This is a genomic window from Streptomyces sp. NPDC026394 (genome assembly GCF_055567735.1).
In genome coordinates, this window is record NZ_JBVHPX010000001.1 from 838,664 (window position 1) to 852,231 (window position 13,568).

General features: G+C 69.6%; 15 protein-coding genes. All 15 read left to right on the plus strand.

The window, feature by feature from the left end:
- Positions 1–137: 137 nt before the first annotated feature.
- Positions 138–1,553 (plus strand): proline--tRNA ligase, encoded by a 1,416-nt coding sequence (gene proS / locus ACZ4QV_RS03585; RefSeq protein WP_361615811.1) that lies wholly within the window; start codon positions 138–140, stop codon positions 1,551–1,553.
- Positions 1,554–1,801: 248 nt separating this feature from the next.
- On the plus strand, positions 1,802–2,392 hold the full coding sequence (locus ACZ4QV_RS03590) for a hypothetical protein (RefSeq protein WP_361145694.1): 591 nt from the start codon (positions 1,802–1,804) through the stop codon (positions 2,390–2,392).
- A 155-nt stretch (positions 2,393–2,547) separates the two neighbouring features.
- The gene (rpsP, locus tag ACZ4QV_RS03595) at positions 2,548–2,985 is read left to right on the plus strand and encodes a 30S ribosomal protein S16 (RefSeq protein WP_030018410.1); all 438 of its coding nucleotides are present in this window, start codon (positions 2,548–2,550) and stop codon (positions 2,983–2,985) included.
- Positions 2,986–2,987: 2 nt separating this feature from the next.
- Positions 2,988–3,227: an RNA-binding protein gene (locus tag ACZ4QV_RS03600; RefSeq protein WP_003980229.1), complete on the plus strand. Its 240-nt coding sequence runs from the start codon at positions 2,988–2,990 to the stop codon at positions 3,225–3,227.
- Between the two features lie 195 nt (positions 3,228–3,422).
- A complete protein-coding gene (gene rimM, locus ACZ4QV_RS03605) occupies positions 3,423–4,031 on the plus strand; it encodes a ribosome maturation factor RimM (protein ID WP_361583831.1) in 609 nt (202 codons plus the stop codon).
- Positions 4,031–4,840, plus strand: a complete 810-nt coding sequence (trmD, locus tag ACZ4QV_RS03610) for a tRNA (guanosine(37)-N1)-methyltransferase TrmD (protein WP_361145687.1) — start codon at positions 4,031–4,033, stop codon at positions 4,838–4,840. Before rimM ends, trmD begins: the two co-directional genes overlap by 1 nt.
- Before the next feature lie 132 nt (positions 4,841–4,972).
- Entirely contained in the window at positions 4,973–5,320 is a 348-nt protein-coding gene (gene rplS / locus ACZ4QV_RS03615; RefSeq protein WP_031007308.1) for a 50S ribosomal protein L19, read from the plus strand.
- A gap of 423 nt (positions 5,321–5,743) precedes the next feature.
- Complete coding sequence (gene lepB / locus ACZ4QV_RS03620; protein WP_467762555.1) at positions 5,744–6,484, plus strand: signal peptidase I; 741 nt, start codon at positions 5,744–5,746, stop codon at positions 6,482–6,484.
- On the plus strand, positions 6,477–7,733 hold the full coding sequence (gene lepB, locus ACZ4QV_RS03625; protein ID WP_467762525.1) for a signal peptidase I: 1,257 nt from the start codon (positions 6,477–6,479) through the stop codon (positions 7,731–7,733). Before lepB (ACZ4QV_RS03620) ends, lepB (ACZ4QV_RS03625) begins: the two co-directional genes overlap by 8 nt.
- Positions 7,675–8,679 carry a signal peptidase I gene (gene lepB, locus ACZ4QV_RS03630; protein ID WP_361147310.1) on the plus strand — a complete coding sequence of 335 codons (1,005 nt, stop codon included), beginning with the start codon at positions 7,675–7,677 and terminating at the stop codon, positions 8,677–8,679. Before lepB (ACZ4QV_RS03625) ends, lepB (ACZ4QV_RS03630) begins: the two co-directional genes overlap by 59 nt.
- Positions 8,680–8,898: 219 nt before the next feature.
- Positions 8,899–9,627, plus strand: coding sequence for a signal peptidase I (gene lepB / locus ACZ4QV_RS03635; RefSeq protein ID WP_361145684.1), 729 nt, complete (start codon positions 8,899–8,901; stop codon positions 9,625–9,627).
- Positions 9,620–10,189, plus strand: coding sequence for an NUDIX hydrolase (locus ACZ4QV_RS03640; protein ID WP_467762526.1), 570 nt, complete (start codon positions 9,620–9,622; stop codon positions 10,187–10,189). The genes lepB (ACZ4QV_RS03635) and ACZ4QV_RS03640 overlap by 8 nt, the downstream gene beginning before the upstream one ends.
- 38 nt (positions 10,190–10,227) lie before the next feature.
- Positions 10,228–10,536 carry a DUF2469 domain-containing protein gene (locus ACZ4QV_RS03645; protein WP_003980220.1) on the plus strand — a complete coding sequence of 103 codons (309 nt, stop codon included), beginning with the start codon at positions 10,228–10,230 and terminating at the stop codon, positions 10,534–10,536.
- Between the two features lie 516 nt (positions 10,537–11,052).
- A complete protein-coding gene (locus tag ACZ4QV_RS03650) occupies positions 11,053–11,421 on the plus strand; it encodes a YraN family protein (RefSeq protein ID WP_361584039.1) in 369 nt (122 codons plus the stop codon).
- Between the two features lies 1 nt (position 11,422).
- Positions 11,423–13,039, plus strand: a complete 1,617-nt coding sequence (locus ACZ4QV_RS03655; RefSeq protein ID WP_361145682.1) for a YifB family Mg chelatase-like AAA ATPase — start codon at positions 11,423–11,425, stop codon at positions 13,037–13,039.
- The last annotated feature ends 529 nt before the right edge of the window (positions 13,040–13,568 follow it).

Consider the following 13,568-nt stretch of genomic DNA (forward strand, 5'->3'; position numbering starts at 1 on the left):
GCCCCCGCATTCCAGACAACTCCCCATCCGGCTCGGAGTCCAGGGTTGCGCCGGGGTTGTCTCCCGCGCGCCCCTCAGTGCGCCGGGGTGCAATTTCGTTTGCCGATACCGGGTGTCGCGCCCCTACCATGCGCGCCATGGCAAAGGCCCCCGTTCTCACACCCCAGGCGGACGACTTTCCCCGCTGGTACCAGGATCTGATCAGCAAGGCCGAGCTGGCCGACAACGGACCGGTGCGCGGCACCATGGTCATCCGGCCGTACGGGTACGGGCTCTGGGAACGGATGCAGCGGGAGGTGGACGTGCGCATCAAGGAGGCCGGCGCCCAGAACGCCTACTTCCCGCTCCTGATCCCGCAGTCGTACCTGACCAGAGAGGCCGAGCACGTCGAGGGCTTCGCGCCGGAACTGGCGGTGGTCACCCACGGCGGCGGCAAGGAACTGGAGGAACCGGCCGTCGTCAGGCCCACCTCCGAGACCATTGTCAACGAGTACTTCTCCAAGTGGGTGCAGAGCTATCGCGACCTCCCCCTGCTCATCAACCAGTGGGCCAACGTCGTCCGTTGGGAGATGCGGCCGCGGGTGTTCCTCCGTACGACGGAATTCCTCTGGCAGGAGGGGCACACCGCGCACGCCACCTATGAGGAGGCCCGCGACTACGCCGCCCGCATCCACCGTGACGTCTACGCCGACTTCATGGTCAACGTGCTCGCCGTCGACGTGGTGGCCGGGCGCAAGACTCCGGCGGAACGATTCGCCGGCGCCGTCAACACCCTCACCCTCGAAGCGATGATGGGCGACGGCAAGGCCCTCCAGATGGCCACCAGCCACGAACTGGGCCAGAATTTCGCGCGCGCCTTCCACACGCAGTACCTCTCCAAGGAAGGCGCGCAGGAACTCGTCTGGCAGACCTCCTGGGGCAGCAGCACCCGCATGGTCGGAGCGCTGGTCATGTCGCACGGTGACGACCACGGCCTGCGCGTCCCGCCCCGACTGGCCGCGGTCCAGGCCGTGGTTCTCGCGGTCAAGGGCGACGACGCCGTACTGGCCGAGGTGCAGCGGATCGGCGACACCCTGAGGGCGGCGGGGGTGCGCGTCCAGGTCGACGACCGTACGGACGTCCCCTTCGGGCGCCGCGCGGTGGACTGGGAGCTGAAGGGCGTACCGATCCGGGTCGAGGTCGGTCCGCGCGACCTGGAGAACGGCACCGCGGTGCTCGTCCGCCGTATCCCCGGAGGCAAGGAACCGGTCCGGCTCGACGCGCTCGCCTCCCTGCTCCCCGCCGTCCTGGAGGAGGACCAGGCGCTCCTCCTGCGGCAGTCCCGTGAGCGCCGGCAGTCGCGCACGTCGGACGTGACGACGGCCGAGGAGGCCGCCGAGGTGGCGGCCTCGGGCGGCTGGGCCCGCATCCCGTGGGCGGCACTCGGCCCGGAGGGGGAGGCCCGGCTCGCCGAGGGGGCGGCGACCGTACGGTGTCTGGTAGCCGAGGACGGGTCGGTGCCCGACACGGACGAAGCCCCCGGTACGATCGCGGTCGTCGCGCGCGCCTACTGAGCCCCACCGGGCTCCACCGGTGGCACGTCGCGGCCCACGGGCAACGGTTGTCCCGGCGCGTACCCGTCTCTTACGCGCCGGGGCGTACGCGCGGGTACGTCCCGGCTTGCCACCCGACGCGCGCCTTCTCCGCAGTTCTGCGCACACGCCGTCCTCGAAACCCATGACCAGAAACTGACCGGTACGTGCAAATTATTTGAGATGCCCCGTAATCGGAACACTGGATGGGCCCGGCTCGTTGTCACGACGTGAGCACGACACCGCCTGTTCTCGCCGCCGAGCTGGCGCTCGCGTGGGCCGACATTCAACGGCACCACCCCGAGCTGCCGGATCTGGCCGCGCCCGAGTCCTTGATCGGAGAGTCCTCGTCCGCCTGTGGGGCCGAGCTCTCCTTCGAACGGCTGCTGCATGAGGCAGTCCACGGCATCGCCGCCGCCCGCGGCGTCCGTGACACCTCACGCGCCGGCCGCTACCACAACCGCCGATTCCTCTCCATCGCCGAGGAGTTGGGCCTCGACCACGTCGACGAGCCGCACCCGAGCAGCGGCTTCTCACTGGTCACGCTCAACCCCGAGGCCAGAAGGCGCTACCGCCCCACCATCGAGCGGCTCGCCAGAGCCCTCAAGGCCCACTCCGCCGCGACCACGGCCGACAGCGCCCGCAGCTTCCGGGGTCCGGCCGCCCGGCACGGCTCCTCCGGCGGTGGCGTGCGCGTCAAGGCCGTCTGCGATTGCGGGCGCAATGTCCGGGTCGTTCCGTCCGTGCTGGCGCAGGCGCCCATCGTCTGCGGCGGCTGCGGCAAGCCCTTCCGGATCCCCGAGGTGGCTGCGGTCGGCTGACCTGGAGTGGTGTGGCACAATGGTCAGCTGTACTCGACAGTCGCACAGGACCCCTCTCTCCTCCGGCTGGCGCGTCCATCGGGCACCCGAGTACCGCAACCCCACGTGGCATCCCGTTGTGCCCAACCACGTCAAGACCAGGAGACACCACTCCCGTGGCAGTCAAGATCAAGCTGAAGCGTCTGGGCAAGATCCGCGCGCCTCACTACCGCATCATCATCGCCGACTCCCGCACCCGCCGTGACGGCCGGGCGATCGAGGAGATCGGCCTGTACCACCCGGTGCAGAACCCGTCGCGCATCGAGGTCGACTCCGAGCGTGTCCAGTACTGGCTGGGTGTCGGCGCGCAGCCGACCGAGCCCGTCATGGCCATCCTCAAGGTCACCGGCGACTGGCAGAAGTTCAAGGGCCTGCCCGCCCCGGCGCCGATGAAGGTCGCCGAGCCGAAGGCTGACAAGAGCGCCCTGTTCGAGGCTCTGGCCAAGGACGGCGACGAGCCGAAGGGTGAGGCGATCACCCCGAAGGCGAAGAAGGCGGACAAGAAGGCGGACGAGGCCGAGGCCGAGTCCACCTCCGAGTCGACCGAGTCCTGATCATGCTCGAGGAGGCCCTCGAGCACCTCGTAAAGGGCATCGTCGACAACCCCGACGACGTGCAGGTCGCCTCGCGCACCCTGCGCCGCGGGCGCGTTCTGGAGGTCCGGGTCCACCCCGACGACCTCGGAAAGGTGATCGGCCGCAACGGCCGCACCGCGCGCGCCCTGCGGACGGTCGTAGGCGCCATCGGCGGCCGCGGTATCCGGGTCGACCTCGTCGACGTGGACCAGGTCCGCTGAGCAGAACCGGGGTACCGGGGCACTTCCCGGACCAGGCAGTACCGGCACGGGCCGGGGAGGGCTACGGCTCGCCCCGGCCCGTTGTCGTAGGCATCTGCGACGATGCACGTATGACCGTTATCACCGATTGACGAACACGAGGCGAGGACCGCCACCGCGGCGAGCGGCGGGCGGCCGGCCGCGAAGAGGGGCACTGTGCAGCTGGTAGTCGCGCGGATCGGCCGCGCCCACGGCATCAAGGGCGAGGTCACCGTCGAGGTGCGTACCGACGAGCCGGAGCTGCGGCTCGCGCCCGGCGCCGTACTGGCCACGGACCCGCCCGCAACCGGTCCGCTGACCATCGAGACCGGCCGGGTGCACAGCGGACGCCTGCTGCTGCGTTTCGAGGGTGTACGGGACCGTACGGGCGCCGAAGCGCTGCGGAACACGCTGCTGATCGCGGAGATCGACCCCGAAGAGGTCCCCGAGGACCCCGAGGAGTTCTACGACCACCAGCTCGTCGACCTCGATGTGGTCACCCGCGACGGCACCGAGGTCGGCCGGATCGCCGAGATCTCCCACCTGCCCTACCAGGACCTGCTGATCGTCCGCCGCCCGGACGGCAGCGAGATCATGATCCCGTTCGTCTCCGAGATCGTGCCGGAGATCGACCTGGCGGAGCAGAAGGCGGTCGTCGACCCCCCGCCCGGCCTGCTCGACGACAGCCAGGCCGAGGTGGCCTCGGCCCGCGACACGTCCGAGGAGGCCGCGGCCCCGAAGGCGGAGGGCGCCGCACCGGCCCGTGGCACCGGCGAGGACGTGTGATGCGGCTCGACGTCGTCACGATCTTCCCGGAGTACCTGGAACCGCTGAACGTCTCCCTGGTCGGCAAGGCCCGCGCCCGCGGCCAGCTGGACGTCCGCATCCACGACCTGCGGGAATGGACCCACGACAAGCACAACACCGTCGACGACACGCCGTACGGCGGCGGCCCTGGCATGGTCATGAAGCCCGAGCCGTGGGGTGAGGCGCTGGACTCGGTCATCGACTCCCAGGAGGGCGACCCGGTCATCGTCGTCCCCACGCCGAGCGGCAAGCCCTTCACCCAGCAGCTCGCCGTGGAGCTCTCCGAGAAGCCCTGGCTGGTCTTCACGCCGGCCCGCTATGAGGGCATCGACCGCCGCGTCATCGAGGAGTACGGCGACCGCGTGGATGTCCGCGAGGTCTCCATCGGCGACTACGTCCTGGCCGGCGGCGAGGCCCCCGTCCTGGTGATGGTCGAGGCCATCGCCCGGCTGCTGCCCGGCGTACTGGGCAACTCGGCCTCCCACCAGGACGACTCCTTCGCCCCCGGTGCGATGGCGGACCTCCTGGAAGGCCCCGTCTACACCAAGCCTCCCGAGTGGCGCGGCCGCGGCATCCCCGAGGTGCTGCTCAGCGGCCACCACGGCAAGATCGCCCGCTGGCGCAGGGACGAAGCGTTCCGCCGCACCGACCGCAACCGCCCCGACCTCATCGAGCGCGCCGACCCGGCCGCCTTCGACAAGAAGGACCGCGAGACCCTCTCGATCCTCGGGTGGGCCGAGGGAACGGGCGGTCGATTTGGGCGTACGGCCGACGGCGTGGAAGAATAGGCCGCTGCTGTGTGCGTCCGGCGCGCGCCCCTGCCACAGGGGGAACGACGCCCGCCCGACGGAACGGCAACCTCAACGCAATTCTCCAGTTCCGTTGATGACCTGTGGCATCAGCGAAGAAAGCAGTGGGTCATGAACCTTCTCGACTCCGTCGACTCCGCGTCGCTGCGCAGCGACATCCCGGCCTTCCGCCCGGGTGACACCGTCAACGTCCACGTGCGCGTCATCGAGGGCAACCGCTCCCGTGTGCAGCAGTTCAAGGGCGTCGTCATCCGCCGCCAGGGCGCGGGTGTCCGCGAGACCTTCACGGTCCGCAAGGTCAGCTTCTCCGTCGGCGTCGAGCGCACCTTCCCCGTGCACACCCCGATCGTCGAGAAGATCGAGCTGGTGACCCGCGGTGACGTGCGTCGCGCCAAGCTGTACTACCTCCGTGAGCTGCGCGGCAAGGCCGCGAAGATCAAGGAGAAGCGCGACAACTGAACAGACGTCCGGCGTCCTGGACCGGCCGGATAGGCTCAGGGTCCGATGGACACCGACGCACAGCTTTCGGAGCGCGACCGCTCTCCCGCCCCTGAACCGGGGCCGGAGCAGGGGTCGCGCTCCGCGCGTTTTTCCGCGCCCTCTTCCTCCGGGCCGGAGGGGACGGGCGAGCTCCTCGGGTCCGAGGAGCGGGTGGAAGGGGGCGCAGGGCCTTCGGGGCGTACGGAGGGAACCCCGGAGCCGGATGATCGGCCGGAGGGGGGCAGGGGCGCGCTGGGCCGGCCTGAGGGGTACACCGGCTCTAAGGGGCGGGCGGAGAGGGATACGGGCCCGCAGGAGCGGTCGGAACAGACCACGCGATCGCATGATCGAAACGCGCCGTCCCAAGAAGCGCTGCCTCAGGAGGCGCCGCTCAAGGAATCGCTGGCCCCGGAGGGGGGAACGCAACGGCGGCCGTCCCGGATCCGGCGGTTCGGGTCCTGGCTCGGAGCAGGCGTGTCCGCTCTGTGGCACCGGCCCGTTCTGCTGCTCGCGACCTGCGTGGCCTTCGTCCTGCTGGTGAGCGCCTTCGTCGTACAGCCCTTCCTGATCCCCAGCTCCTCCATGGAGAACACCCTGCGGGTCGGTGACCGGGTGCTGGTCAACAAGCTTGCGTACCGCTTCGGCGGCGCACCGCGCCGGGGCGACGTGATCGTCTTCGACGGCACCGGTTCGTTCCTGCAGAGCGAACCCGACGAGAACCCGGTGACAGGGCTGATCAGGGGAACGGGCGCGGCGCTGGGGCTGGCCGAGCCCGCGGCCACCGACTACATCAAGCGCGTGATCGGCGTCGGCGGGGACCGGGTGACCTGCTGCGACAAACGGGGGCGGATCAAGGTGAACGGCGAGCCGGTGGACGAGGACTACCTGTTCCCGGGGGACGAACCGTCCTCCGACGCGTTCGACATCGTGGTGCCGGAGGGAAAGCTGTGGGTCATGGGGGACCACCGCGGCAGATCACGTGACTCACGGGACCACCTCGGCCAACCAGGAGGCGGCACCGTCCCGGTCGGCAAGGTGATCGGCCGTGCCGACTGGATCGCCTGGCCGGTGGGCCACTGGACGGCCTTGCACCGCCCGCGCGCCTTCGACGGCATACCGGGCGCGGCGGGCAGCCATGGGTAGCCGGGGGCGGCCCAGGCACGGGCATCAGGGGGCCGCGGGCGCGGATGAGTCGGACGGGGAAGAGGCATACGGGGGCGGCTCGCACGGGTCCGCTTCGTTCCGGTCCGAGTATGGGACCGGCGGGCCCGAGTATGGAACCAGCGCGCCCGAGTACGGAACCGACCACGGGCCCGGCTACAGGTCTGACTCGTACGCGAGGCACGGTGGCAGCCCGTACGAAAGCGCTGGTCACAGGGACGGTTCGTATGGCGAAGGAGCCGGGGCCGGCGACGGCGCGCGCGTCAGCACGCGAACGACCAGGCCCGCCACTGGAGGACGTGCCGCACGGCGGCGCCAGGCGCGCCGCATCAAACGGCGCAGGCGTCGCTCCTATCTCAAAGAGATACCGATCCTCATCGGTGTGGCGCTGGCCATCGCGCTGGTGCTCAAGACGTTCCTCGTCCAGGCATTCGTGATCCCCTCCGGCTCCATGGAAGAGACCATCCGGATCGGCGACCGGGTGCTGGTGGACAAGCTCACCCCCTGGTTCGGCTCGGAACCCGAGCGCGGCGACGTGGTGGTCTTCAAGGACCCCGGGGGCTGGCTGAAGGACGAGCAGGTCACCTCCGCCGACGATCCGGTCGTGGTCAAGCAGATCAAGGAGTTCATGACCTTCATCGGTCTGCTCCCGTCGGCCGACGAGCAGGACCTGATCAAGCGAGTGGTGGGTGTCGGGGGCGACACCGTCAAGTGCTGCGACAAGCAAGGGCATGTCACGGTCAACGGCACCCCCCTGAACGAGCCGTACATACATCCGGGCGATGTGCCCTCGCAGATCACATTCGAGGTCAAGGTTCCGGCCGGCCGGATCTTCGTGATGGGCGACCACCGCTCCAATTCGGCGGACTCGCGGTATCACCTGGACGAGCCGTACCGTGGGACGATCTCGGTGGACAACGTGGTCGGCCGGGCCGTGGTCATCGCCTGGCCGGTGGGACACTGGCGCCGCCTGGAGGAGCCTGACACCTATGCGACCGTGCGCGACGCGCCGGACGCGAGGGCGACGGCGGGGCGGGCTCCGCATAGTGTGTCCTCCGACGGTTTGTCCGAACTCCCGACCCCTGCGGAACTCCCGCTCGTTATGGGAGTGGTGGGCCTGCACCGGCTATCGGGCAGGCAGTGGCGTGGAGTAAGGAGTGGATGTGGGGGACTTGGCGGTCGGCGCGCGGTCCGGAACCGGAGAGCCCGAAGAGCCGGCGGGAAACGGTGAGTCCTCACAGTCCGCCGCGTCCGGTGGGCCGGGGGGACCGGCGGGTCCGGCGCGGGCGGCGGGTCCGGGACAGCCGGCCGGCCCCGGTCGACCGGAGGGTGTGGGAGTGCCGTTGGACAAGGAACAACCGGGGGACGAGGAGGAGAGCGGCAGCGTGAAGAAGGGCAAGAAACCGCGTGCCTTCTGGAAAGAGCTGCCGATCCTCATCGGGATCGCGCTGATCCTGGCGCTGATCATCAAGACGTTCCTGGTGCAGGCGTTCTCCATCCCGTCGGACTCGATGCAGGACACCTTGCAGCGCGGTGACCGGGTACTGGTGGACAAGCTCACCCCGTGGTTCGGCTCCGAACCGGAACGGGGCGAGGTGGTGGTCTTCCACGACCCGGGCGGCTGGCTGAACGAGGTGCCCACGCCCGAGCCCAACGCGATCCAGCAGGTCCTCAGCTTCATCGGCCTGATGCCGTCGGCCGAGGAGAAGGACCTGATCAAGCGGGTCATCGCCGTCGGCGGTGACACCGTGGAGTGCCAGGGCACCGGTCCGGTCAAGGTCAACGGCACGGCCCTGAAGGAGGACTCGTACCTCTACCCGGGCAACACGCCGTGCGGCGACAAGCCGTTCGGGCCGATCAAGGTGCCCAAGGACAGCATCTGGGTCATGGGCGACCACCGCCAGGACTCCCTCGACTCGCGCTATCACACCAACCTCAAGGGCAACGGCACGGTCGAGGTCAAGCAGGTCGTGGGGCGCGCCTTCACGATCGCCTGGCCGGTCAACCGCTGGTCGTGGCTGTCGGTGCCGGACACCTTCGACCAGCCCGCGCTGAACAAGGCCATGGCGGCGACGCCGGCGGCGCTCGGTCTGGCGGGCGCGGTACCGATCGTGCTGTGGCGGCGCCGCAGGCGGGTCGCGAGGGCGGCGCAGCCGGTGGAGCAGGCGTCCGACTGAGCGGGTGACCGTACCGGACCGCGCATGAGGTGTGCGGTCCGGAAGGACAGAGGTCGACGGTGCCGGATTGCTCTCCTGGTGAGCGTCACAGCGTCGTGGCGTCGCGTGCGTACGTCGGCAGGTCGTCCCGGCTCATGGTGCTGACTGGGGAACGTACCCCCAGGTAGGGTGCCGTCCCAGATCTTCGAAGCGGATCGTTCGCGGGGCGGGAGCGCTGGGATGAGCAGCAGCAAGGCACGTACGGTCGACGGCCGCGGCCGGACGACGGGCAGTGTGCTGTCCGGTCTGGTCGTGGCCGTCGGCTGTGTGCTGTTCCTGGGCGGCTTCGTATGGGGAGCGCTGACCTACCGCCCCTATACGGTGCCGACCGACTCGATGGCCCCGACGATCGGAGTGGGGGACCGGGTGCTGGCCGAGCGGGTGGACGGCTCCGAGGTGCGGCGCGGGGACGTCGTGGTCTTCCGGGACGCGGTGTGGGGCGATGTGCCGATGATCAAGCGGGTCGTCGGGGTGGGCGGCGACACGGTCGCCTGCTGCAGCAAGGACGGCCGGCTGACGATCAACGGCAAGCCTGTCGAAGAACCGTATCTGCACGCCACGGGCCCGGCCTCGCCGACCGGCTTCAGCTCCAAGGTACCGGTGGGCCAGCTCTTCCTCCTCGGCGATCACCGCAATGACTCCCTGGACTCCCGCACGCACCTCAAGGACGCCGACCACGGCTCCGTGTCGCGCAAGGCCGTGGACGCGCGGGTGGACGCCAGAGCGTGGCCGGTCGGCAACATGGGCGTGGTGGAACGGCCGGAGAGCTTCGCGGCGATGCCCGGCGGCACGTCGCAGCCCGGGCCGGTACGCGTCATCGTCGTCGCGGTCGTCGTCGGAGCGGTGATGATTCTGGGCGGCGCGGCGTACGGGCCGCTGGCGCGGTGGAGGAGACGCAGGAATGGCTGACGTGACGGGCGCTGATGCGACGGGTGAGGGCGGGGCGTATGAGGTGTCCGAGGCGCCTGAGACGCTCGGGGGGCTGCCGGTGGAGGTGCGCCAGGTCGCACGGGTAGTACTGCTCGACCCGGACGACCGGGTCCTGCTGCTGAACGGCTATGAACCAGGCGATCCCTCTCGCACCTGGTGGTTCACGCCGGGAGGCGGGCTGGAGGGCGAGGAGTCCCGTGAGGAGGCCGCACACAGGGAGCTGGCCGAGGAGACGGGGATCGTGGGCGTACAACTGGGGCCGCTGCTGTGGAAGCGGCGCTGCGCCTTCCCCTTCGACGGCAGGCGCTGGGAACAGGACGAGTGGTACTACCTGGCTCGTACCGACCGGACTGCAACCGAGATGTCGGGGCAGACAGATCTTGAGCGGCGCAGCGTGTCGGGAGTGAGGTGGTGGACTCTGGAAGATCTTTCCGTGTCGCATGAGACGGTGTATCCGACGAAATTCGCCGAGCTGCTGCGCAGGCTGCTCGACGAAGGGCCCCCTGACGCGCCGGTGCTGCTGGCTACCGAGAGCGTCTGACGCACAATAGGGGGACGCACGGCTGAAGGGGATCTGCCATGAGCGCCGAGGACCTCGAGAAGTACGAGACCGAGATGGAGCTGAAGCTCTACCGGGAGTACCGCGATGTCGTCGGGCTGTTCAAGTATGTGATCGAGACCGAGCGTCGCTTCTATCTCACGAACGACTACGAGATGCAGGTGCACTCCGTACAGGGCGAGGTCTTTTTCGAGGTCTCGATGGCTGATGCGTGGGTCTGGGACATGTACCGGCCTGCTCGGTTCGTGAAACAGGTACGGGTGTTGACGTTCAAGGACGTGAACATCGAGGAGCTGAACAAGAGTGACCTGGATCTTCCGGGGAGCTGAGACCGCCGAGCCGGTCGAGGGCAGGCGCGCTGGGCCTGGCGTCGGCCTCGAAGGGGTCGTAGATGCTGGGGGCCTCACCGGGGCGAGTGACGAAGTTGTCCACAACCGCTCGGTAGTCCACCAAGATCCAACAGTTCGTGGCTGAAGCGTCACAGTCGGTGCCGGAGGTGGTGCCGAGTGAACGCCACGGACGAGAAGAATCGCCGACCTGACCGGCCCAATAGGGACTCGCATGAGTATCCGCGCGAGCGAAGCTCCCTGAAGTATCAGCCTGACGGACGTGCTCAGGCAGCGGTGGATGCGGGGGGCCCGTCACCCCCGGAGGACAGGCCACGAGGGCTGGATGGCGTACCGCGGGAGCCGTGCGACGCAACACCGCGAGTCCGGAGCGGCCGGTCGGTGACAAGCTGCGGAGACGGCCCGCCCGGTTCCCGTACCGTCGCCCGAGCCGCCTCCCGACGCTCCCGCCCCCGCCGCCCCAGACACCCCATCGGGCCGGCCACCGCTCCCTACGACCTGCCCGTCAGCAGTGCGCGCCGAGCGCTCGGACGCTACGGGGAAGACCTGGCGGCACGGCACCTGACCACCGTCGGCATGCGCATCCTGGACCGTAACTGGCGATGTCAGGACGGCGAGGTCGACATCGTGGCGGCCGACGGTGACGCCCTGGTGCTCTGCGAGGTCAAGGCCCGCCGTGCGGGCTCGTACGAACACCCCATGGCGGCCGTACGGCCGGAGAAGGCCGCCCGCCTTCTGCGCCTGGCGGAACGCTGGCTGGAGGAACACGGCGGCCCACCGCCCGGCGGAGTGCGCATCGACGTGGTCGGAGTGCTGCTGCCGTCACGTGGCGCACCGGTTCTGGAGCATGTGCGGGGAGTGACCTGACATGGGATTCGCCCGCACGTGCTCGGTCGCACTGGTCGGGGTCGAAGGCGTGGTCGTGGAGGTCCAGGCGGATCTGGAGCCGGGAGTGGCGGCCTTCGCACTCGTCGGACTGCCGGACAAGAGCCTGATCGAATCGCGGGACAGAGTACGGGCCGCCGTTGTGAACTCCGGCGGTGAATGGCCGCAGAAGAAGCTCACCGTCGGCCTCAGCCCGGCCTCCGTGCCCAAGGGCGGCAGTGGGTTCGACCTCGCCGTGGCCTGCGCGGTGCTCGGCGCGGCGGAACGGATCGATCCGCGGGAACTGTCCGACCTCGTCATGATCGGTGAGCTGGGGCTGGACGGCCGTGTCCGACCGGTGCGCGGAGTGCTCCCGGCCGTCCTGGCGGCGGCCGACGCCGGATACCGCCAGGTGGTCGTACCGGAGAAGACCGTGGCCGAGGCATCGCTCGTCCCGGGCGTCTCCGTCCTCGGCGTACGCAGCCTCAGGCAGCTGATCGCGGTGCTCACCGACGAACCGGTGCCGGAAGAAGAGGAAGACAACGCGGCCGCCGAGGGACGCCCGGATTCTCTGCTGGCCGGCCTGGCCGTACCCGGTACCGGGCTGGGGACGGAGCGCACGATCGGCGACCGGCTGCCCGACCTGTCGGACGTCGCCGGACAGTACAGCGCGCGAAGAGCCCTGGAGGTGGCGGCAGCCGGACGCCACCACATCTTCTTCCTGGGCCCTCCGGGAGCTGGGAAAACCCTTCTGGCCGAACGCCTGCCCGGCCTGCTTCCCCGTCTCTCGCCCAAGGAGTCCCTGGAGGTGACGGCGGTGCATTCGGTGGCCGGTGCCCTGCCGCCGGGGCAGCCACTGGTGGATCGCCCGCCGTACTGCGCGCCTCACCACAGCGCGACGATGGCCTCGCTCGTGGGCGGCGGCAGCGGCCTGCCCCGGCCGGGAGCCGTGTCGCTGGCGCATCACGGCGTCTTGTTCATCGACGAAGCAGCCGAATGCAATGCCCGCGTACTGGACGCGCTGCGGCAGCCGCTGGAATCGGGATACGTCGTAGTCGCACGGGCCGCCGGGATGATGCGGATGCCGGCGAAGTTCCTGCTGGCCCTGGCTGCCAACCCTTGTCCTTGCGGGCGCCACGGCACACTCGGAGGCGGCTGTGAATGCCGCCCGTCCACCATCCGGCGCTACCGTGCCCGGTTGTCGGGTCCGCTGATGGACCGGGTCGATCTGCGGGTGGCGGTGGAGCCCGTCGCGCGTTCCGAATTGCTCTCGCTCGCCCAGAGCGCCGAAACCACTGCCGAAGTGGCCGAACGAGTACGAGCAGCCCGCGACCGCGCCGCAGCCCGGCTCACGGACACGCCATGGAGCACCAACAGTGAGGTTCCGGGACACGAATTGCGCACGCGCTGGCAAGTCGCCCCGGGCGCGATGGCGCAGGCAGAACACGACCTCGAAACCGGCCTCCTGACGGCCCGCGGAATGGACCGCGTACTCCGGGTCGCCTGGACCTCAGCCGACCTCGCAGGCCACGACCGCCCGACGGCCGAAGACATCAACTGGGCTCTGGAACTCCGTACGGGTATCAGGCGGGGGGTGCCTTTGGCAGCGGGGGTGAGGTGAGCGAGGAGAGGCGCGCGCCCCTTCGGTCGGGTTGTTGGGCTAGCCGGCGGCCCTTGCGGTAGGCGTGCCCCGGCGCTGCGGGTGTGGTGTTGCCGGTGTGGTGCTGCGAATGCCGCCGCGGCGTTGGGCGCGGAAGTGATGCGCATGGAAGGGCGTCGCGCGGCGGGCGGATGTGGTGCAGCGACGATGGGGCGATCCGTGTTCCGGTGGCTGACGGTCGCCCGCGGCCCGCGGTCCGCCGCTCGCCGACGGTCGAAGGGAGGGGGAGGGGGAGGGGGGAGCGAGCACAGTCATCTCGTGCTTCGCCTTAGCTCGGGCGGGTGAGAACGTCCGTGACCTGAGCGTAGGGCCGAACGGATGACGGATGAAGGCGGGCAGCGGGCCGCAGACGATGATGCCTGGCCGCGATCGCTGGCCCGGCAGGCCGACGTATGGCGACTCAGTTACCGATTACCCCTTTCGGCTACACGGCGCTGCTCGGCTGACGAGGAATCGGTAATCGAAGAAGGAGAAGGGGAGAGGGACATGC